The sequence below is a fragment of the Sulfurimonas indica genome, from assembly GCF_009192995.1.
Classification (GTDB): Bacteria; Campylobacterota; Campylobacteria; order Campylobacterales; family Sulfurimonadaceae; genus Sulfurimonas; species Sulfurimonas indica.
The window spans coordinates 36,478-56,634 of record NZ_SDID01000003.1 but is presented as its reverse complement, the minus strand read 5'-3'; the positions used below and the strand labels follow the sequence as shown (position 1 = coordinate 56,634).

The 20,157-nt window shown below is 37.6% G+C and carries 19 protein-coding genes; 6 read left to right on the top strand and 13 right to left on the bottom strand.

What is annotated here, in order from left to right; translation table 11 throughout:
• Positions 1-3: 3 nt before the first annotated feature.
• Complete coding sequence (locus ES948_RS02295; protein WP_152183318.1) at positions 4-942, top strand: sensor histidine kinase; 939 nt, start codon at positions 4-6, stop codon at positions 940-942.
• Between the two features lie 9 nt (positions 943-951).
• Here the strand turns inward: ES948_RS02295 and ES948_RS02290 are convergent, their stop codons facing one another.
• The 7 genes from ES948_RS02290 to alaS are packed head-to-tail and all read right to left on the bottom strand — an operon-like array spanning position 952 to position 10,169.
• Positions 952-2,958, bottom strand: a complete 2,007-nt coding sequence (locus ES948_RS02290) for a penicillin-binding protein 1A (RefSeq protein WP_152183317.1) — start codon at positions 2,956-2,958, stop codon at positions 952-954.
• Positions 2,955-3,647 (bottom strand): ATP-binding cassette domain-containing protein, encoded by a 693-nt coding sequence (locus tag ES948_RS02285; protein ID WP_188109425.1) that lies wholly within the window; start codon positions 3,645-3,647, stop codon positions 2,955-2,957. The genes ES948_RS02290 and ES948_RS02285 overlap by 4 nt, the downstream gene beginning before the upstream one ends.
• On the bottom strand, positions 3,644-4,735 hold the full coding sequence (locus tag ES948_RS02280; RefSeq protein WP_152183342.1) for an aminotransferase class I/II-fold pyridoxal phosphate-dependent enzyme: 1,092 nt from the start codon (positions 4,733-4,735) through the stop codon (positions 3,644-3,646). The genes ES948_RS02285 and ES948_RS02280 overlap by 4 nt, the downstream gene beginning before the upstream one ends.
• Entirely contained in the window at positions 4,735-6,543 is a 1,809-nt protein-coding gene (locus tag ES948_RS02275; RefSeq protein ID WP_152183316.1) for a GGDEF domain-containing protein, read from the bottom strand. The genes ES948_RS02280 and ES948_RS02275 overlap by 1 nt, the downstream gene beginning before the upstream one ends.
• Positions 6,543-7,091 carry a septum formation inhibitor Maf gene (maf, locus tag ES948_RS02270; protein WP_152183315.1) on the bottom strand — a complete coding sequence of 183 codons (549 nt, stop codon included), beginning with the start codon at positions 7,089-7,091 and terminating at the stop codon, positions 6,543-6,545. The genes ES948_RS02275 and maf overlap by 1 nt, the downstream gene beginning before the upstream one ends.
• Positions 7,081-7,617, bottom strand: coding sequence for a hypothetical protein (locus ES948_RS02265; RefSeq protein ID WP_188109424.1), 537 nt, complete (start codon positions 7,615-7,617; stop codon positions 7,081-7,083). Before ES948_RS02265 ends, maf begins: the two co-directional genes overlap by 11 nt.
• Positions 7,614-10,169: an alanine--tRNA ligase gene (gene alaS / locus ES948_RS02260; RefSeq protein WP_152183314.1), complete on the bottom strand. Its 2,556-nt coding sequence runs from the start codon at positions 10,167-10,169 to the stop codon at positions 7,614-7,616. Before alaS ends, ES948_RS02265 begins: the two co-directional genes overlap by 4 nt.
• A 162-nt stretch (positions 10,170-10,331) precedes the next feature.
• Here alaS and ES948_RS02255 point away from each other — a divergent pair, with 162 nt between their 5' ends.
• Complete coding sequence (locus ES948_RS02255) at positions 10,332-11,141, top strand: hypothetical protein (protein ID WP_152183313.1); 810 nt, start codon at positions 10,332-10,334, stop codon at positions 11,139-11,141.
• A gap of 19 nt (positions 11,142-11,160) precedes the next feature.
• Here the strand turns inward: ES948_RS02255 and ES948_RS02250 are convergent, their stop codons facing one another.
• Entirely contained in the window at positions 11,161-12,495 is a 1,335-nt protein-coding gene (locus ES948_RS02250) for a PepSY-associated TM helix domain-containing protein (RefSeq protein ID WP_152183312.1), read from the bottom strand.
• A complete protein-coding gene (locus ES948_RS02245; protein ID WP_152183311.1) occupies positions 12,489-14,549 on the bottom strand; it encodes a TonB-dependent receptor in 2,061 nt (686 codons plus the stop codon). Before ES948_RS02245 ends, ES948_RS02250 begins: the two co-directional genes overlap by 7 nt.
• A gap of 144 nt (positions 14,550-14,693) precedes the next feature.
• On the opposite strand from ES948_RS02245, the gene ES948_RS02240 reads away from it, so the two are divergent.
• Genes ES948_RS02240 through ES948_RS02225 form a run of 4 tightly spaced genes read left to right on the top strand, consistent with a single transcriptional unit; the run spans position 14,694 to position 17,015 of the window.
• Positions 14,694-15,044 carry a NifU family protein gene (locus tag ES948_RS02240; protein WP_152183310.1) on the top strand — a complete coding sequence of 117 codons (351 nt, stop codon included), beginning with the start codon at positions 14,694-14,696 and terminating at the stop codon, positions 15,042-15,044.
• 1 nt (position 15,045) lies between these two features.
• On the top strand, positions 15,046-15,642 hold the full coding sequence (locus tag ES948_RS02235; RefSeq protein WP_152183309.1) for a flavin reductase family protein: 597 nt from the start codon (positions 15,046-15,048) through the stop codon (positions 15,640-15,642).
• A 5-nt stretch (positions 15,643-15,647) separates the two neighbouring features.
• Complete coding sequence (locus ES948_RS02230; protein ID WP_152183308.1) at positions 15,648-16,061, top strand: hypothetical protein; 414 nt, start codon at positions 15,648-15,650, stop codon at positions 16,059-16,061.
• Positions 16,062-16,064: 3 nt separating this feature from the next.
• A complete protein-coding gene (locus tag ES948_RS02225; protein ID WP_152183307.1) occupies positions 16,065-17,015 on the top strand; it encodes an MBL fold metallo-hydrolase in 951 nt (316 codons plus the stop codon).
• On the opposite strand, the gene ES948_RS02220 is transcribed toward ES948_RS02225, so the two are convergent.
• The 4 genes from ES948_RS02220 to ES948_RS02205 are packed head-to-tail and all read right to left on the bottom strand — an operon-like array spanning position 17,002 to position 20,109.
• Positions 17,002-17,457, bottom strand: coding sequence for a 2-thiouracil desulfurase family protein (locus ES948_RS02220; protein WP_152183306.1), 456 nt, complete (start codon positions 17,455-17,457; stop codon positions 17,002-17,004). The two genes, ES948_RS02225 and ES948_RS02220, sit on opposite strands and share 14 nt — an antisense overlap.
• Positions 17,444-18,859 (bottom strand): aldehyde dehydrogenase family protein, encoded by a 1,416-nt coding sequence (locus tag ES948_RS02215; RefSeq protein ID WP_152183305.1) that lies wholly within the window; start codon positions 18,857-18,859, stop codon positions 17,444-17,446. The genes ES948_RS02220 and ES948_RS02215 overlap by 14 nt, the downstream gene beginning before the upstream one ends.
• A gap of 54 nt (positions 18,860-18,913) precedes the next feature.
• On the bottom strand, positions 18,914-19,603 hold the full coding sequence (locus ES948_RS02210; RefSeq protein WP_152183304.1) for a YeeE/YedE thiosulfate transporter family protein: 690 nt from the start codon (positions 19,601-19,603) through the stop codon (positions 18,914-18,916).
• A complete protein-coding gene (locus tag ES948_RS02205; protein ID WP_152183303.1) occupies positions 19,600-20,109 on the bottom strand; it encodes a YeeE/YedE thiosulfate transporter family protein in 510 nt (169 codons plus the stop codon). The genes ES948_RS02210 and ES948_RS02205 overlap by 4 nt, the downstream gene beginning before the upstream one ends.
• Between the last annotated feature and the right edge of the window lie 48 nt (positions 20,110-20,157).

Below are 20,157 nucleotides of genomic sequence, written 5' to 3'. Positions count from 1 at the left end.
ACTATGCAGCAAGAAGATGATGAAAGTAAAAAGCTCATAGATGAGATAAACTTACTTTTCAAACGTTCAAAGATCAAAGAGCTCCATGAGAGCTCTTGTGATAAACTCTATGAAAAGACCCAAGAACTGATTGGGCTCTACTACAACCAAAAGAAAAAAAATGCCAAACTTGTTAAAAATCACACCTACTTTTTAAAACAGATAGACAAACGCAACGTAGCCCAAAATGCTTCGCTCTCAAAAAAAGATATGATGCTTCGTCAACAGTCTAAGATGGCAGCTATGGGGGAGATGATGGACGCTGTGGCACACCAATGGAAGCAGCCGCTTAATTCACTCAGTATGATGAATGATATGCTACTCAATGATTTTAAAAATGGGCTTGTTGATGAAGCTTACATCAAAGAAGTAACAGAGATGACACATATGCAAATAACACATATGATAAATACCCTCAATGAATTTCGAACATTTTTCAGACCATCCAAAGATGCACAGGATTTCTCAGTTACAGAGTGTTTGGAGAGCGTACAGGTTCTTATGAAAGATGAACTGCTCAAAAATACCATTACTGTCAATGTAGAGACGCAAGAAGATATTGTGCTTCGTGGACAGGTCAATGAGTTTAAACATCTCTTTTTAAATCTTATCAGCAATACCATAGATGCTTTTAATGAAAAAGCTATTCAAAATCGCTTCATTAGCATTCGTACCTATAAAAATGAAAACGCTGGAATCATTGAGTTTGAAGATAATGCAGGGGGTATCCCATCTGCTGTTATTAGCTCAATTTTTAAACCAAATGTCACAACCAAAGCAGATGGGAAAGGGACAGGAATCGGTCTTTATATGAGCTCACAGATAGTCCAAAAACACAGTGGCTCCATCACTGTCAAAAATGTAAACGAGGGAGCGATGTTTACTATCTCTTTAAAACTCTAGATGTAAACACTAAAAAACCAACTCCTCTTGGGGATCAGAGATCTGTTCTGATCTCGGTGGTTTTGAGATATCACTAAAGTACTCTTTTCGTCCACCCATATTTACTTCAATGATACCCTCTGGCACATCAAACTTTCTCTTTACCTGTGGGTAGAGTCTTAACACATTTCTAAAATAATTGGCAAAAGCAGGACCAGCAATGCGTCCACCTGTCTCTCTTTTGTACATTGGTGAGTTATCATCATTACCAAACCATACAACTGTCTCAATCGTTGGTGAATACCCTGCAAACCATCCGTCGATATTGTTATTTGTCGTTCCTGTTTTACCAGCAAGTTCTATCCCTTTTACTCTAGCTCTACGCCCCGTACCACGATTAACTACATCACGTAAAATTGTCGTCATAATAAAAGACTGCGTAGGTTTTGCAATAAAGTAAGAGAGCTCTTCTTTCTCATACACCGTCTCATTGTTCTTATCGATTGAGAGTATAAGATGAGGAACGACTTGCGTGCCATAGTTTGAAAAAGAGGTATAGTACTGTGCCAGCTCCAATGGAGACATAGACATAGTCCCCAGTGAGATAGAGAGATCATTCGGAATATTTTTGATATGGAATTTTTTCAAATCTCTGAGTAGTTCGGCGAGTCCGATATCATTGACAAGGTTGATAGTAGCAAGGTTACGTGAGTGAATCAATGCCTCACGCAGGGTAATGAGTCCTTTATAGTTTTTTTCATAGTTTTTCGGACGCCACTTCATCTCTTCACCATTCTTTTCATACTCATATGTTTTGGCAATATCAACAAGCTGTGTCGCACCACTGTAACCCAAATCTATGGCTACTTGATAGATAAAAGGTTTAAAAGCAGAACCAGGTTGGCGTTTTCCCTGTGTGGCACGGTTGTACGAGCTCTTCTTATAATCAACAGAGCCTACAAGGGCTAAGATATCTCCCGTTTTGCTATCGAGTGAGACCAAAGCACCATTGAGTTGAGAGACATTGACATCTTGGAGTTGAAACTCTGTATCCCCTCTCTCTTGAGCTTTTTTGAGCTCTTCTTGCTCTTTTACTTTATACTTTTCAATTCTCTTTAACGCCAGGTTATAAGCATACTGCAGTGACTCACGGCCTGCTTGCTGCAAGCGGAGGTCAACCGTTGTATAGATCTCATAACCTCCTGTTTTCAGATCATCAAGTCCCATCTTTTTAAATCGACGGGCTACTTCATCTACGATAAAAGGCGCTCTGTTTTGTGTCAATGTATCATCATATACAGTCGGACTCTCAGCAAGTGCACTCTCAAATGTAGTATCGTCTATCCAGCCAAGTGTATACATTCTTGTAATTACACGATTGGCTCTTCCCATCGAAATCTCATAATTTTTTGTCGGAGCATAGGTACTTGGTGCCTTTGGAAGCCCTACTAAGATAGCCATCTCTTTGAGTGTCAAATCTGCAAGCTTTTTATGAAAATAACCATCTGCTGCTGTCTTTACTCCATAATATCCATGTCCAAAATAGATCTCATTCAAGTAACGCTCTAAAATCTGCTCTTTTGTTAATGCATTCTCTAATTTAAAAGAGTAGATAAGTTCTTTTATCTTACGTGAGAGTTTTTTCTCTCTTGTTAGAAGTTTGTTTTTTACAAGCTGCTGTGTAATCGTACTCGCACCCTCAACCATCTTTCTTGCTTTGATATCTTTAATGATCGCACGAAAAATCGCATCGAAGTTTACACCAGGGTGTTCGAAAAATGTTGTATCTTCAATGGCTACAAGCGCTTCTATGATACGTGGTGGTATCTCTTCAAAAGGAGCATAATAACGGTGCTGTTTATCAAAGATATTAGCTATTTTTTCTCCATTTTTATCATAGATACGACTTGTCTGTGCCGGGTGATATTCTGTAAGTGAAGAGATATCATAATCATAATTAAAATAGTAATAGGCAAGTATCGCAAATGGCGATAAAAACCCCAATAATATAAGTGTAATAAATATCTTTTTTATCATTCTCTAAAATTCCTGTTTGCAAAATTTGCTTCAATTAATACTTTTGTATATGCTTCTTTTGGCGATGTGATAACTTCTTGCATACTGCCACGTTCAACTAAAAGACCATCTTTAATAACACAGACCTCTTCACACAGCTCTTTCGCTGAAAGCATATCATGTGTTACAAAAAGCATAGTAAAACCCTCTTTTTGCTGTAAGTTACGAAGAAGCTCAAGTATCTTTATCTTTGTATCAGGGTCCAATGCTGTCGTTGGCTCATCCAACAAAAGCAGTTTAGGACGTTTTTCTAAAGCCATAGCAATAACAACTCGCTGCAACTGTCCACCTGAGAGCTCTGGAGGAAATCGTTCCAAAAGCTCCAAAGAGAGACCTACTTCATTAAAAAGTTCTTCTATTCTGCTCTCATCCACAAAAAACTGCTTTTTTATTTTAGTAAGTGGAGAGAGTGCTGTAAAAGGATTTTGCGGTACAAAACCTATGCTCTCTCCTGCTACAAAACTAAAATCACTATCATATTCTAGCGTAGAGTTCATACTTTTTGGTAACATACCCAAAAGCGCTTTGAGTGTAAGACTTTTACCACTACCACTCTGACCAATAAGGGCAAGCGATGATTGAATAGTAAAAGCAATATCAACAAGCTTGGCATCATCAAGTGAAATTTGGAGTTTTTTTATCGTAATCATAATACTTTTTTTAGCTCCCTGCAAAGCTCTCGCAGATCTTCACTACTCTGACCAAGTCGAGCGATTAAACGGATGATAGCACTCTGGACTGTAGGCTGTCTAATACCACCAACGGCATATCCAAGCTCTTGTAGTTTATCTTTTATCTCTATGACTTTTTTATTGTCACCAATTTCCACTGGGACAATTAGACCCTCAACACTAATGCCAAGCTCTTTAGAGATTATCTCTTGTCTCTTTTGTACCTCTTCTTTTAACTGTTGGGCATGAGATAGAATATAGTTGAGTGATTGGTGTGCTAAAAGTGTATCATAAAGAGAAAGTGAGGTCGCATAGATAATCGGCTTGGCACGATTGAGCAGATACAGGGCAATATGCTCTGATGCCAAAATAAAAGCACCAAAACTTCCATACGCTTTTCCAAGGGTTCCCATCTTGATATGATTTGCTTTTATATCAATGCCATAATGCTCATAGACACCCATAAGCCGCTTTCCAAGAACTCCACTACTGTGTGCCTCATCAACAATCAAAATCGCTTCAAACGTATCTGCAATAGTAAATACCTCACGTGAGCAGAGATCTCCATCCATAGAGTAGATGCCCTCAACAGCTATAATGTTTCTCTTTGCCCCAGAGCTTTTTAAAAGCTCACGCAGTTCATGCATATCATTATGTTTGAAAAATGTTACATCAATGTTGTGAAGTTGTGAAGCAAGAACTCCCGAAGCATGATACAACTCATCCATAAAAAGCCTGTCACCCTTACGGACAAGTGATTCAATAAGAGCAATGTTCGCATTAAAACCACTTCCAAGCACAATGCCTGCTTCAAAACCATTTGCCTCACACAAAGCATCTTCAAAATCTTTATGGATTTGATGATAGCCATTCACAAGCATGGAGGCTTTTGTGGCATGTACATCATTCTTTTGTAAGAGATTACACGTTAGCGTATGTAGCTCTTTATGGTGCGCTAAACCCAAATAGTCATTTGATGCGAAATCTTTTAAACTCTTTTGTACTACTTCACGTTTTCTATATCGTCCAGCACGCTTGAGAGCATCTAACTCTTTTTTATAAAACATCATTTGGCAACAACTCTGTTTCGTCCACTCTCTTTTGCTTCATAGAGTGCTTCATCTACTCTTTTATAGAGATAATCTTTACTCTCACCACTAATGTACTCTGTTACACCAAAACTTATCGTTATCGGAACAATTTTTTTACTTTTTTGTATAAAAATTCTCAATTTTTCAGCAATCTTATATGCATCATCTCGATTTGTATGCGGAAGAATAATTATAAATTCTTCTCCTCCTATTCTACATAAAGAATCACTCTCACGTAAAGAGTGTTCTATAAGTTTTGCATAAAATACAAGAACTTCATCACCAACACTATGTCCATGCTCATCATTAATCTTTTTAAAAAAGTCAATATCTAACATAATTACAGCGAGATTATATCCATAACGTTTTGCATTATACATCTCTTTTTCGATTGCCTGCTCATAATATCTTCGATTATAAACATTTGTCAAAGTATCTTTAACGTTAAGTATCTCTAGCTCTTTTTTATACTCTTCTTCTTTTGTAATATCGGAAAAAATAACACTATAATGCTCTTTCTCTTGTGAAATCAATGAAGCATTAACCAGAAAATAGTATATCTCTCCATCAATTTCCATCTTGACTTTGTTTATTTTATCTTTGTTGGCTAAGACAAAATCCAACCAGCCATATGCTACAGAGCCTTTGTCTAGATACCCCTCTTCTTCTACATAATAGTTACATATACAGGTATTTTCCTTACGAAATTCATCTACGGTTTTATACTTCTTAAAGTATTCGAAAAATGTCTTATTTGCATCGATAATCTTCTTTTTGTCATTGACAAGCATAATATTACTAGAAGTATCAATAATATTTTTATAATAGCTCTTCTGTTTTCGCATCATATAATAAAGTGTAATATTCACTACTCCAGCAAGCGCCATCAACAATAAAATGGCAAAAACAGACCATCGAAAAACAAAGAAGTCCAACCCCTCTGTGGAAATGGTCTCTGTTTTTTTAAACATTATATAGAAACCAAGTTTATGCCCATCATAATCTTTTAATGGGTAAGCTGAGACAATGTAACCGTTTTCAACTCTTGTCATATCTTTACAATATTGCTTGATATTATTGTTTTTAAGATACTCCTGTAGAGATTGCGGTGCATCGAAATTTGCAATATAACATTTTTGAATATACATGTTGGTAAATGGGTATTTTATATATTTTGAGTACTCTTCATTTACTACAACGACCGAATCGACACCCAGTTTTTTTAATTTTTTCGAGATTGAGTTGAAGTGTGAAACAACTTCTACAAGACCAATAAGCTCATTTTTTTTGTTATAAAAAGGAACGATTGCTTTTATGTTGATACTAAAGATATCAACACTGATTAGGGAGACGGTCTCTCGTTTTTTTATGGCATACTGCAAATCCTCTCTTGTCTGACAAAAAGTATCACCTTTGAGTGTTGTCCAGCTTCGATAGATTGAGTTTGCATCTTTATCTATGATATGTACCCAGATATTTTTATAATTTGTGTAATGTTCAAAATTGAAAATCAAGCTGTTGATTTTTTTATGGAGCTCTTTTTTGTTTTTAATCAGTATCGGCAACATCTCATTGGAAGCCAAAGTAAGAGCGATTGCTGTAGTTGACTTTTTCTTCTCATCAATCATAGAAGCTAAATTTTTTTGCATAAAGAGTGCTTCTTCTTTATAAATACGATACTCTAAATCTTTCTTCTCATGCTTTATATAATCCATATAGTGCCAAAGCATAAAAAAAGCGACCATGACGATAAGAAAAATAAGAATAAAAGATTTTTTCTGCATCACATAAACCTTTGAAGCACTTCCACGCTCAGACCCATAGCAGTACTCTCATAGCCGCGCACTTCTTTAATATATGACTTACAAAAACCCTCAACCATACAAGCTCCGGCTTTACCTCGCCACCTGCCACTCTCTAGATACGATTCTAAATCATCTGCATCAAAATCTGCAAAAAGATAATCAGTTTTAGAGATATCTACAATCTTTTTATCTTTCGCATGATAAATCAAACAGGTGATAATGCTGGTAATATTTCCACTCTGTGTCATTAAAATATTACGAGCATCATCTTTACATTTTGCTTTTCGAAGGATTTGATTTTGGGAGGTTACAACAGTATCAGCAACAAGAAGCGGATAATCTTCAAAGCCATAAGCCTTGAGATTTGCCTCGTATTTTCCTACTGTTGCCTGATAGACAAAATTTTTCGGGCTTGATGCGGCTATACTCTCTTCATCGAACTCTACACTCTCTTGAATAAATGCAATCCCTGCCTCACGCAGCAACTGGGCCCGAGTCTCTGAAGAGGAGCATAATCTAATAGGCATTACGAAGCGTTACTCCAAGGTAAATTGCAATGATTCCAAGAACGATGTTTACTGGGACCATATACTTTCCGATAAGTTCGAGTGCTTTTTTCGCACCTGCCGTATCACCTTTATCTAAAAGTTTTTGTGCTTTGTTACGACGTAAAATCATGGCTGTAAGATTTGTTGCCATAATCATCCAGATAACTTCTTTGACATGGACAAGATTATAAATATGCATCGCATACTCATCAATCACATTACCGTTTGTATCAACTGCAGCCGAACGAAAACCAAGACCGACAGCCATAATGACCGCGGTAATGATAAGTAGTATTACAAAAGGTGAGACAATCGTAAAAAGACGCTTGAGTGCTTGAGATATTCTTTCAAGCCTGTGCAGTGGTGATTCAATCTGCACAAAAGAGTGGTGTGCTGCAAAACGCATAGCTATCATACCCCCAACCCAAACAACAGCAGAGAGTACATGTAAAAATACTATCTGTGTTCTGTAGTCAGCAAAAAGTTCAATCATATACTCTTTCATGATGAGAGAACTCCCTCTATAAAGTTACGTGCCTCTGTTTTTGCTTCAGGAAGTTTAGACTTATCTTTTCCGCCAGCTTGTGCAAAATCAGGACGACCTCCGCCACCTCCACCTAGAATCGGTGCGATTTTTTTGATCCACTCACCCGCTTTTGCATCACAGCCTTTTACGCCGGCAGCTATAAGAACCTTCTCCCCTTTTACTTGAAAAAGCATTGCACAGAGTTTTTCGTTTTGGTTTTTCAGCTCATCGATTTTCTCTTTGATGTCTCCATTTGGCAACTCATCAATGACAACGGCCACTCCATTGATATCTTCTGCTTTTATCTCTACTTTTGCAGATTCCTGAGCCTCTTTTAACTCTGTTCTTAGCTCAGTGATGTTTGTTTTGAGTCTGTTGATACCGGCAATGATATCAAGATTTTTCACTTCACTCTGAGCAGATTTTAGAAGTAAGCGTTGCTCTTTAAAGTAGTTGTATGCGGCATTACCACAAACCGCTTCAATTCTTCGCACACCTGCACTCACCCCAGACTCTTTTGTAATGATAAATGAGCCAATATTTGCAGTGTTGTCAACATGCACACCACCACAAAACTCTATGGAAGCATCCGCAAAACTGACAACTCTAACTTCATCACCATACTTCTCACCAAACTGTGCTTTTGCACCTGACTTTTTCGCATCTTCTATGCTCATAACCTCTGTCTTTGCAGAAATGGCACGCATAATCTCTGTGTTTACACGCTCCTCAATCTCAGCAAGTTCTGCTTCACTTACCGCTTTAGGGTGTGAAAAGTCAAAACGCAATCTATTTGCTTCAACAAGGGAACCTGCTTGCGAAATATGTTCACCAAGAACATCATAAAGTACTGCGTGAAGGAGGTGTGTTGCAGAGTGGTGTTTTGTGATCTCATTACGTGAGATATCTACTTTTGCATCAACACTCTCACCGACTTTCAGTTCTGCTGTTGCCTCGATTTGTGAGAGATTCAGACCAAAGAACTTCTTTGTATCAAAAACTTTTGCTTTGCCTTCGAGCTCGCCGATATCGCCACACTGACCACCACTCTCAGCATAAAAAGGTGTTACATCTAAAAATACCCATCCTTTTTGACCAGGAAGCAGTGCCTCTACACGTAAAAACTCCTCATCAAGAAGTGCTTGAATCTTACTTGCTTGGTGTGTTGTCTCATACCCTACAAACTCATTCTCACCGAACTCCTCTAAGAGCTCTTTAAAATCACCCTGAACAGCATCATCACCACTGCCTTTCCATGCAGCTTTTGCACGACTTCTCTGCTCACTCATAAGCGCTTCAAATTTTACAGAGTCAAGACCAAGCCCTTTTTCACGCAACATATCTTCTGTCAAATCAAGTGGGAATCCGTATGTATCATAGAGTTTAAACGCAACTTCCCCACTAAATACCTCTTTTGTATTTTGCAGTTCCATATTAAACAGAGCAATTCCAGACTCAATCGTTTTAAAGAAACGTGCCTCTTCAAGCTCTATCTGCTCTTTAACAGCTGCTGATTTTTTTGCCAAGTAGTCATACTCTTCACCCATGATATCTACCAAAGTATCCACTATCTTATGCATAAAAGGCTCACGGAAACCTAGAAGATAACCATGACGAACAGCACGACGCAAGATTCTTCGAAGAACATATCCACGTCCCTCATTTGAAAAGTTCACACCCTGTGCAAGAAGAAAAACAGCTGTTCTGATGTGATCTGCAATAACACGGTATGATGCACCGCTTGCATAAACATACTCTTTACCTATAAGGTCTTCCACTTTACGGATAATAGGCATAAAGAGGCTTGAACCATAATTAGAAAGTGCTCCCTCTTTGATCGCTACAACACGTTCAAGTCCCATTCCAGTATCGATAGAAGGCTTTGCAAGCGGAATTCTCTCACCACCTTTCTCTTTTACCTCATACTGCATGAAAACCAGATTCCAGATCTCTAAAAATCTGTCACCCTCACCACCCATGTAATCTTCAGGACCGTTAAAGTGTTCAGCACCCTGATCATAAAAGATCTCAGAACATGGTCCACACGGTCCAGTATCACCCATAGACCAGAAGTTGTCTTTATCACCCAAACGCATGATGCGATCAGCTGCAATATGTTTCTTCCAAAGCTCTTCTGCCTCATCATCACTCTCATGTACTGTTACCCAAAGCTTATCTTTGTCAAGTTTGAGTACCTCTGTGATAAACTCCCATGCATAGGCAATAGCATCTTCTTTGAAATAATCTCCAAAACTAAAGTTCCCAAGCATCTCAAAAAATGTATGGTGACGAGCAGTATGTCCAACATTTTCAAGGTCATTATGCTTTCCACCCGCACGGATACATGTCTGGCACGAAGTTGCACGAGGATTTGCAGGACGTGGGACTTCTCCTGTAAAGATTGATTTAAAAGGGACCATCCCCGCATTGTTAAAAAGGAGTGTTGCATCATCTGGTACCAAAGGTGCAGAAGCCACTCTTGTATGGTTTTTTGATTCAAAAAATTTTAAAAATTCTTCTCTGACGTTCATTATGTTTTTCTCTTTTATAAAATTACGCGATTATATCTAAAATGTGCTAAATTTTGGGATTTTTTTCTCCTTTTTCTTTAAATCACAAAATTTTGAAAATACTTTTCTTCTTATTAACTATAATGAATTATAATAATTTAAAATTTATATTCTGGAGAGAAAATGAAAAAAATTCTATTAAGTGGCTTGGTTACAATGCTATTGGGAGCAAGCCTAGTCGCTGACAATGTCAGTAGTTATGAGTATGCTTCATTTAAAAGTGTCAATGATGTCAAAAGTGCATTACATGATAATGGCTTAAAAGTAATTGGAGAGTATGATGTAATGGGAGATCCTTCTTATCATGTTATTGCCTATACATGTCCGACATTGACAAATGATGCTTCAAAAGAGGACAGAGCTTTTGCAGCTGTACAAAAAGTGCTTGTAAACAGTAGTGATAATGAGCTTGTCCTTACAAATCCTGAATATTTTCTGCATGCTTTTATGCAGGATGACTTCAAAGAGGAGCATGCTAAAAAGGTAAATGCTAAACTTGCAAATGCTTTTGGAACACTCAAAGGTTCACAAGACGGTCTTGACGATGATGATATCGCAGGATACCACTTTATGATGGGTATGCCTTACTATGAAGATATGATAGAAGTTGCAAAAGGGGATAATTTAGTACAGAAGCTCGAGAAAAATGCAGCTGACAATATTGCCTTTAAAATTCAGGCAGGCAAGGCTACACTTTATGGTATCGCAATGCCGACTGAAAAAGGTGAAAAGTATTATGTTCCTGAAATAAAAGGCCAAAAGCATACTGCATTTTTACCATATATGGTGATGATAGAAGGTGATGAAGCAAAGATTTTACACCCAAAATACTATCTTGCTATCTCGTATCCAAACCTCAGCATGGGTAACTTCATGTCAATCTCTGGTACACCTGGAGATATCGAAGAGTATATGGCAGGACTCTTTAAATAACTGCTATCTCACGCAGGAGTCAAGCTCTTTGCGTGAGCCTCTTTTTCTTCCACCAACGTAATATTCCCGTTATAAAAAGCAACAGCGTTGCAAATGCCGCGTAATCATTTATCCATACCCACCATGATGCAAAAAATGTCCCATCATGCAATGTTAAAAGAAGAGAATATAGCGTAATATCTTGAAATTTTGGCAGAGCTAGATCTGTCATATGTGCAGAGAAAAAGACTTTTTTGTCATCTTCTTTTACTATATCTTTAAACATATGCGGTGTATTTGGAAGAAGTTTCCACTCTTTGTCATAAACTCTGTTTGCCGCTCCCATACCGCCAACATAGAGCAAATTGCCATCTCGTGTTAAAGAGTAGCCAAACCCTCTACTCTCTAAACTCCAATGCTTTAAATCATCACTCTTGTACACTCCATATCTGTTACCGATTCGTAAGTTTTTTCCATCATAGTCAATCGACCATATATCATGCTCTAGGCTATCATAAACAGGAGGAAGCACTGCGTGAGGAATTGCTGTACGTTTCATAAACTCTCCAAGCCCCTCACCATGGTCCAAAAAGATACCTGTTACCAAGAGAATAAGTACGGGTACAGCGGACATAATCGTTACAATGTTTGCATGATACTTAATCCACTTGCGTGAGCTTTTTGCAGCTCTCTTTTTATAAATAAAGTACCAGATAAAAAACCCACTCACTCCCAACAATGTTAAAACAATCGCTCCAAAATCATTGATATAGAGTGAAATATCTCCATCAAAAAGCCCTCTTCCATAATGCAGGTCTCTTACAAAACGAGAGAGTTTGATATCCTCACGCAAAGCATTTTTCGGCAGATATACATGTAGGTTTTGTTCAATTCTTTTGTTCTTTATATCGATAAGATAAATTGTCGTTTTATCCTCTACAGCTGCTAAAGTATTTCCCCAAATACTCATTGCATTGATATATTTTCCCCCAAGCATATATGCTTGAATTTTATCATTGTTTATAGTGTAAATACCCTCTGATGTTGCTAAAAAAATTTTATCATTATCTGCTTTTTTGATGGCATTGATCTGTAAAGCTAAAATATTTTGAAAAGTTTTTCCACCATCATAACTTTCATAGAGTCCACGTTTTGATCCGACTAAAATATGTTCATGGTTCTGTGAATCTACATTGTAAGAAGTAAAGAGTCTTTTATCGACATCATTGAGTGAGTCTGGGTAGTGTTTTATCGTTGTTGTATAGAGAAAGTTCCAGTTATCATGGTCAAGAAAAAAACCTGTGACACTTAAAATAAGCACCACAAGCCCTGCAGAGAGTCCAAAGAACTTATGTAGTTTGTAACTTTTTACCATTTATAGCTCAATCCTGCATAAAATTGTCTTGGATCACCTGGTGTGTAGTTCTCTTTTCCATAAGCGTAATAAGAGTTCACAGAGTATTTTTCATCTGTAATATTGGTAATTTTTCCATAAAATGTTAAATGTTTATTAAGAACATAATCTGCTTTTAAATTGCCAATATTATAACCTTTATATCTATCAACAGTATGGTCATCATCCATCCAGTATGAACCAACATACTGCCATTCACCCATTAGAGTTAAACCATTTATCTCACTTGGTGTATAAATCAGACGAACATTTGCCAAATTATTTGGTGCTTTTGCCATCTCATTATCACCATAATTTATATCATTATCATAATTATGTTTTGAATATGAATAGGCGATATGTGTTGCAAAATCCTGACTCATTTTTGCATCAAGTGTCAATTCAATACCTTTATGAATCGTTGTTCCACCATTATCATAATATCTATCCCCAACAGTTGGTCTATACTCTGTAATCGTATCATCTATCGTCATATAATAAAGTGCTATCTCCGTTAATACTTTATCATTGAGTCTGTTTTTGAGACCAACTTCATAAGTATTTGTTTTTTCTGGATCAAGTGTTATATTCTCATACCCTGCTTTCATTGAATAGAGTCGTGTTGCCTGTGGGATTCTAAAACCATTTGCATAGCGGATATATGCATTTATACTTTTATTTGGTCTAAAACTCAGTGATAACTTAGGACTTACATGGTTAAAACTGTCTGTTCTGTCAGCAGGACGATAATATTTACCAGAGGCATCAGCACCATCACTCAAATTATTGTTATAATCAAATCTATTATAGTCATAACGCAAACCTGCTGTTAAGATTATTTCTTTGTTAACATTATAATCAGCATGCATATACGGAGCTATTGCCATATAATCTACATCATAATCATAAATTGGTCCTGCAGGATAAAAGGTTGAACCACTCCACGATGTAACATTGTTATCAAAGTCTTGATTATATTTCAGAGATGATTGTGTATATTCTGCATCAAACCCTGCAATAAAACGTCCCCATGAAGCATCAAGTGTATTCTTTTGTAATAAGCCTAACGTTACCATTTCATTGTCATTACTTGGAAGGTTTGGTTCCCATGTAGCAACATAACGATTTCGATTGTACCTTATATATGGTGTTGTGCTAATCTCTAAACCCTCATAAGAGTAATTACTCCACTCTAAAGAGAGGCGTGCATAATCAAATTTTCTTTGAACATTTGTCTGCTCTAAAGCATCAAAATATTTACTGTCATCACTTGCAGCAGTCGAACCATTTGTTATGTTTTCATAATCATTAAAGGTATCTGCCTGATCAGCCTCTGTTTTTGAAAAGTTGAAAACAACTTTCATATCATTATCACTGTTAAGTGTTTTATCATAACGAATATTTGCTTCAGCTCTATCTGTTTTTGTGTGTTGTCTCCAACCATCGCTGTGCATATAAGATGCATTTGCTCTATATCCACTCTCTTTATCAATTGAGTCACTCATCTCAATAGAAGCAGAACCATACCCATTACTTCCACCCATACCTTTAATAATTATCTCTTTTGTTTTTGAAGGGGCCTTTGCTGATTGTACATTGACAACTGCCGCAACAGCATCCGAACCATAGAGTGCAGTTCCAGCTCCTTTTAAAACCTCAACAGACGTTGCTGATTGAAAAGTCGTATATGCCAAGCCATTGTGATTAAAAAACCCTCCTGACTGTACGGGAATCCCATCTTGCATAAAAAGATAGTATGGACCAGTATTAATTGGCATACGAATAGCTGTCATATGCCCGATAACAGAACCTGTCTGCTCGATTCTCACACCAGAGAGCGAGTTTAACAGATCTTTTTGAAAAACAACCTGGTCAAGTTTTATCTCATCTTCGGCTTTTGTAGCAATACTTAGCGGCTGCTCCAAAACATTCTCTTCGACCCCTGTTGCAGTAACACTGATTGGATTAATCTCTACTACTGACTCTGCTAAAAGAGAAGCAGCGAATAGTGAAATCGATATCGCAATTTTTCTCATTATTTCTCCCAGAAATTTATTTTATAGAAGTTTAGAAAAAAAATGTTACAAAAGTATTAATAAGTTTTTATGATTATTATCATTAGATAAGATTATCTTAAATATTGTAAACTATAATTATAAAAAAAGAGAGAAGGTTTGTTCATGCAGTTTTTAGATGAAGATTTATATGAAGCACTCAAAAATTATATTCCAAAAGTAAGTGAGTATGTTAATTCTCACGGTGGTGGCATCGAGCTTTTAGGTGTAAAAAACGGTGTTGTATACATCACTTTAACAGGTGCTTGTGGAGGATGTTCTATGAGCTTGATGACAACAAAAATGGTTGTACAGAAAAAGCTGCGTGAGCTTATCCATCCGGTACTTGAAGTTGTCAATGTTGATGGTACACCTGAAAATGTTATGCCAGATGATGCTTACAAAGGTCCACAAGAAGAAACCCCTAAAGAAAAACATGGTATGTTAGATAATCTCAAACATATCGTAGGACTTTAACATGGTAGTAGACTATGCAGAAAAAACACTCACACAGCGATATCAACTTATGGCACAGACCATCATCCCAAGACCGATTGCTTGGATTTGTACGCAAGATGCAAAAGGGACTCTTAACATTGCTCCTTTTAGTTACTTTATGGGGCTTAGTTCTGAGCCTCCTACAATGGTTGTAAGTATTGGACACAAAAGTGACGGCAGTCAAAAAGATACACTCAAAAATCTAAGAGAGCACAAAAAATGCACTATCTGTATGGTCAATGAGTCTCTTCTCCAACAGATGCATTTTAGCTCCAAAGAGCTTGCAAGCTCACAGAGTGAAGCAGAACTTTTTCATATCAAAACAAAAACAATAGCAGAAGATTTTCCACCAATAGTAGAAGGAACACCAAGTGCATTTTTTTGCGAACTCTATCAAGAGATTGACCTGAAAAATTCAAAAACAATCCCCTTGGTCGTAGAGATAAAAGCACAATATATTGACGAATCCATAATTACAGACAAAGAAAAAATCACACTTGATTATGAACCTGTTGCCCGTGTCGGTAAGAGCTATGCTCTCTTAGGAAAGAAGATACCAGCACCTAAAATTCCATAATCATTATGTATATACGAAAACTCGTTATCACTCTTTCTTTTTTGCTGTTGTTCAATGCCTGCAGTGACAATGCTACTGTCATAAAATATGACAAATCTTTGACACATTTAGCGTGTCTTCGCTTAGTCGTATTCCCCGCTGATAAACTCATCTCAGACACCCTCGTAAATCTCTATGATTTTGATGAAAACTGTCCCTATGAACTACAGGTCTCACGTAAGAGCGCCATTGCATGTAATTCAAATCAAAATGCAGACAAAAAAGCGCTTTCAAACTTCCCATCAGGTTATATAAGAATGGATATCTACAAAAATCGTAAACCGGTTTACAGTTATTATAAGGACTTAAACTGTAAAGTATCCAAAGATATTATAGAAGATGCATTTAAACGATTGAAAAGTGATATGCTCAAGGAGTAAAGTTTGCGATTGACATTTTTAGGTACAAGTGCCGGTAAACCGACAAAAGAGAGAAATGTTTCAGCACTTGCACTTGAGTTTGACCAAGACAACAAATGGTATCTTTTTGACTGTGGAGAGGCTACCCAGCACCAACTTTTAAAAACATCTCTCTCTATCGGTAAACTTGCAGCCATATTTATCACACATCTGCATGGCGATCACTACTTTGGACTGCCGGGTCTTCTCTCTTCTAAAACACTTGACAAATCACTCGCACCACTTACAATATATGGTCCAAAAGGCCTCAATAAATTTCTCCCCTGTATTCTGGACATTTCGCATGAGCATCTTGGCTACGAACTAACTATCATTGAGATAGAAGCAGGTGCAAGCTTTCATTTTGACAAATTCTCTCTCAAGGTTTTACCACTTGTACACTCCATCGAGAGCTTTGCCTATTATATAAAAGAGCAAGATATAACAAACAAGCTCGATGAAGAAAAACTACGTAATAATGGACTAGAACCATCCCAACTCTATGGTGAACTAAAACGTGGAAACGACATTGTTTTTGAAGGAAAAGAGTTTATCTCACGTGAGTATATGCTTGAACCAATAAAAGGACGCAGAATCATTATAGCGGGGGATAACAGTGATCCGGAAGTACTAAGCTCTTATCTTGACAAGCTTGACCTTTTAGTTCATGAGAGTACATACACGCAAGAAGTTTATGATGCTCTGCCAACAAAGTTTTTACACACTACGGCAAAAGCATTAGGTTTATCGGTTCAAAAACATCAAGTAAAAAATCTTATAGCCACACACATAAGTGCAAGATACTCAAAAAATAGTGACTATACTGCACAGGATATTTGTGATGAGATACAAAATTCATACAAAAACAACTGCTTCATTGCCAATGATTTTGACCGTTTTTATCTCTCTCATGACAGAGAACTCACTCGGATATAAACTGATTCTCATCTTGAATCTGCACATTTTTGTAAAATAGGTTAAAAATATCAGCAGCAATGCCATTACCCTTTGCTAGCTCATTTTTATCTTTATCTAAAATGGGAGTTGTTCCATAACCACATGATGGTGATTTGGATTTGAGCACAATAGCATCTGCGTGAGGATGCTCTTTACAAAATCTCTCTATCTCCTCACGCAGCTTCTTTGTCACATCAACATTTGTCTCATCAGTGATAATTCTATGTTCACCATTAACATCAACTACATTGATACGCTCACGTGGCGTACCAAAGAGCGGTGCTTCAGGACAAAAAGGGATAATTTCCCATCCTCTATAAGCCTCTTCAACTGCAGAGATTTTTTTCGTTTTACCATCATAACGGCAATATTCACCCAAAATACAAGCAGATATGATGACTCTCTTTTTAGCAGATGACAATGCTTTTTATCTCCGTCATTTCCTCGATGGCAAAGCGTGGACCCTCACGTCCGACACCTGAGAGTTTCACACCTCCATACGGTTGAATATCAAAACGCAGTGTCGGCATATCATTAATGACAATGCCACCCGCATCAAGCTCATCAACAGCGCGATTCATCAGACTCAAATCATTGGTAAATACTGAAAATTGTAGTCCGTACGGAGAGTTATTCATTCGATCAACTGCATCATCAAAACTCTCAACTTTTACAAGTGAGACAATAGGAGCAAAGACCTCTTCACAGACAATCGCCATATCATCACGAACATTTGCCATGACACACGGATGAAAGATTCGTCCCTCAACATGAGGAACAAGCAGTGGAATGGCACCCTCTTCTATGGCAGATTCAACCCAATGAAGGGCTCTTGCACAAGCCTCATCATCGATAAGCGGTCCCATAAATGTTTCATCATCATAAGGGCTACCAACTTTGAGTTTTTTTGTAGCGTGCGCCATGAGTTCTGCAAACTCATCATAAATATCTGCTTCAACATAGATACGCTGCAAAGATATACAAACCTGACCGGAGTTCACAAAAGCACCAAGTGCACATTTTGTAGCGGCCATTGCCAAATCAGCCGATTTTTCAATGAAAGTTGCAGCATTACCGCCAAGCTCCAGTCCTACTTTTTTAATGCCTGCGCTTTTTGTAATGATATTACCGACCGGTACACTTCCGGTAAAAGAGATAACACGAGGAATATCCGAAGTGATAAGCGCAGAACCTACTTCTGCATCGCCATAGACAACAGAGAGTGCATCAGCAATAGCATACTCACTCGCAATGAAAAGTTTTGCAAACTTATACGCAGTAAGTGGAGCTTCCGGAGTAGGTTTGAGCACCACTGCATTTCCTGCTACTAAAGCAGGGCCAAGCTTGTGTGCTACAAGATTGAGCGGAAAGTTAAAAGGAGTAATGGCAACAACAACACCTACAGGCTCACGACGGAAAAATGCCATCGTCTTTTTACCACTTGCCATTGCATCTGTATTAATCGTCTCTCCAGCCATTGTTCGCATCGTCTCAGCAGAGAGCGTAATGGTCTCAATACAACGCTCTACTTCAATACGTGCATAGGTAATAGGTTTACCTACTTCATCAGTGATAGTTTTTGCGATATCTTCTTTTTGTTCACGCAGTTTTTGTGCTACATCGAGCAACCAAGAACAACGCTGTGCAAGTGTGGATTTCTTGGCAAATTTTGCAGCATCTTGTGCTATTTGCAGTGCTTTTTTTGCATCTTCTTCATTACAAATTGGAGCCCGTGAAACTACATCTCCACTGTATGGAGAACATCTTTCACTCCACTCCTCTTTTGTGGCCTCGTTTGAGCCAAAAAATATCTTTGCATCCATAAAAAATCTCCAATACTAATATTGGAAAAATTATATCACGCTTATGTCCATTTCTTACTTAACGAGTTCAAACTCTTCATGCTCTTTTTCGGCTTTGACATCCGGTCTTTCATCGTGCTCCAGTAAAGAGAGGTCAGCATCATCAAAAAGTTCCATTTTTGGTATCAAGATTGCAATTAAGATCAAAGCGATTCCAAAGACAAATACAAAAAACGTTGCATAATCTCCACCCACGCTCACAAGTGTAGATTTGCCATAATCATGCCCCATCAAAGGTTTAAAGAAATCATCATAATATTTCGTAAAGAGCCAGCCGCCTAAAATACCACCGAAAGCTCCGACTAAAACATCTATACGACCTTCCGCGATTGAAATAGGTCCAGTTCCCGGACATTTTCCCATGATTGCCATACCAACACCAAAGATAATACCTCCCATAATAAGACCTTGCAATATGATCGGTTTCGGGTGGTATGATGCATAACCCATTTGTATCTCAAAATAAAGAGCAATACTAGTAATACCTATAGCCAAAAAAAGCATTTTTGGGATGATGGTATCTTTTCCCATTGCAAAACCTGCAATTTTTTCAAACTTGTCAACGCGTGTATACTGGATAATACCACCAAAGAAGATACCTATAACAAAAACAAGCCAAAAAGAGCCATGTCCTTCAAACTGTACAATGTTATACATTGCTTCCGTTCGAGTGAGTACAAAATCAAAATATTCGCCTATACTCATTTTGGCTCTCCTGTGTTATAAAATAGTTTTCCAGTTACAAGCAGTGTCGCTAAGACTACGCCGCCAAATATCATAGAACTAAAAGCAGTTTGGCTCATCCCTGAGAGAAAGTGTCCTGAAGTACATCCACCTGCCAGACGTGCACCGATAATAAGTAAAAATCCGGAAAAAAAGCTCCAAATAAGACGAGATTTGACAGAAGTGTTTTTATATACTTTCCATGCTGTCGGACGAACACTAAAACGAAACGATTTTGTTATAAATACAGATGTAATAAATCCACCCACAAAAACTCCTAAAAGCATTACACCTTCCCATGCACCGGCTTTTTCTATCTCTTTGAGATATGTATAATGTTCTGGATCCATTCCAAACAAAATACCAGCATAATACGGCACATATGTTGATGCCCCAATAGGACGATCAGCACCAAATACTGAAAAAGTAAAAAGAAGCAGCAGGGACATTAAAATACCACCCAACCACCAAGGTAATCTTCTTTTCATAATATTTCCTTATAATATATATAATAATATGTGAAATTATACTACCCG

What these genes read in the sequence shown, in the direction of transcription:
- ES948_RS02295 (WP_152183318.1), top strand. Translation starts at nt 4, where the DNA reads ATGCAGCAAGAAGATGATGAAAGTAAAAAGCTCATAGATGAGATAAAC.
- ES948_RS02290 (WP_152183317.1), bottom strand. Translation starts at nt 2,958, where the DNA reads ATGATAAAAAAGATATTTATTACACTTATATTATTGGGGTTTTTATCG.
- ES948_RS02285 (WP_188109425.1), bottom strand. Translation starts at nt 3,647, where the DNA reads ATGATTACGATAAAAAAACTCCAAATTTCACTTGATGATGCCAAGCTT.
- ES948_RS02280 (WP_152183342.1), bottom strand. Translation starts at nt 4,735, where the DNA reads ATGTTTTATAAAAAAGAGTTAGATGCTCTCAAGCGTGCTGGACGATAT.
- ES948_RS02275 (WP_152183316.1), bottom strand. Translation starts at nt 6,543, where the DNA reads ATGCAGAAAAAATCTTTTATTCTTATTTTTCTTATCGTCATGGTCGCT.
- maf (WP_152183315.1), bottom strand. Translation starts at nt 7,091, where the DNA reads ATGCCTATTAGATTATGCTCCTCTTCAGAGACTCGGGCCCAGTTGCTG.
- ES948_RS02265 (WP_188109424.1), bottom strand. Translation starts at nt 7,617, where the DNA reads ATGAAAGAGTATATGATTGAACTTTTTGCTGACTACAGAACACAGATA.
- alaS (WP_152183314.1), bottom strand. Translation starts at nt 10,169, where the DNA reads ATGAACGTCAGAGAAGAATTTTTAAAATTTTTTGAATCAAAAAACCAT.
- ES948_RS02255 (WP_152183313.1), top strand. Translation starts at nt 10,332, where the DNA reads ATGAAAAAAATTCTATTAAGTGGCTTGGTTACAATGCTATTGGGAGCA.
- ES948_RS02250 (WP_152183312.1), bottom strand. Translation starts at nt 12,495, where the DNA reads ATGGTAAAAAGTTACAAACTACATAAGTTCTTTGGACTCTCTGCAGGG.
- ES948_RS02245 (WP_152183311.1), bottom strand. Translation starts at nt 14,549, where the DNA reads ATGAGAAAAATTGCGATATCGATTTCACTATTCGCTGCTTCTCTTTTA.
- ES948_RS02240 (WP_152183310.1), top strand. Translation starts at nt 14,694, where the DNA reads ATGCAGTTTTTAGATGAAGATTTATATGAAGCACTCAAAAATTATATT.
- ES948_RS02235 (WP_152183309.1), top strand. Translation starts at nt 15,046, where the DNA reads ATGGTAGTAGACTATGCAGAAAAAACACTCACACAGCGATATCAACTT.
- ES948_RS02230 (WP_152183308.1), top strand. Translation starts at nt 15,648, where the DNA reads ATGTATATACGAAAACTCGTTATCACTCTTTCTTTTTTGCTGTTGTTC.
- ES948_RS02215 (WP_152183305.1), bottom strand. Translation starts at nt 18,859, where the DNA reads ATGGATGCAAAGATATTTTTTGGCTCAAACGAGGCCACAAAAGAGGAG.
- ES948_RS02210 (WP_152183304.1), bottom strand. Translation starts at nt 19,603, where the DNA reads ATGAGTATAGGCGAATATTTTGATTTTGTACTCACTCGAACGGAAGCA.
- ES948_RS02205 (WP_152183303.1), bottom strand. Translation starts at nt 20,109, where the DNA reads ATGAAAAGAAGATTACCTTGGTGGTTGGGTGGTATTTTAATGTCCCTG.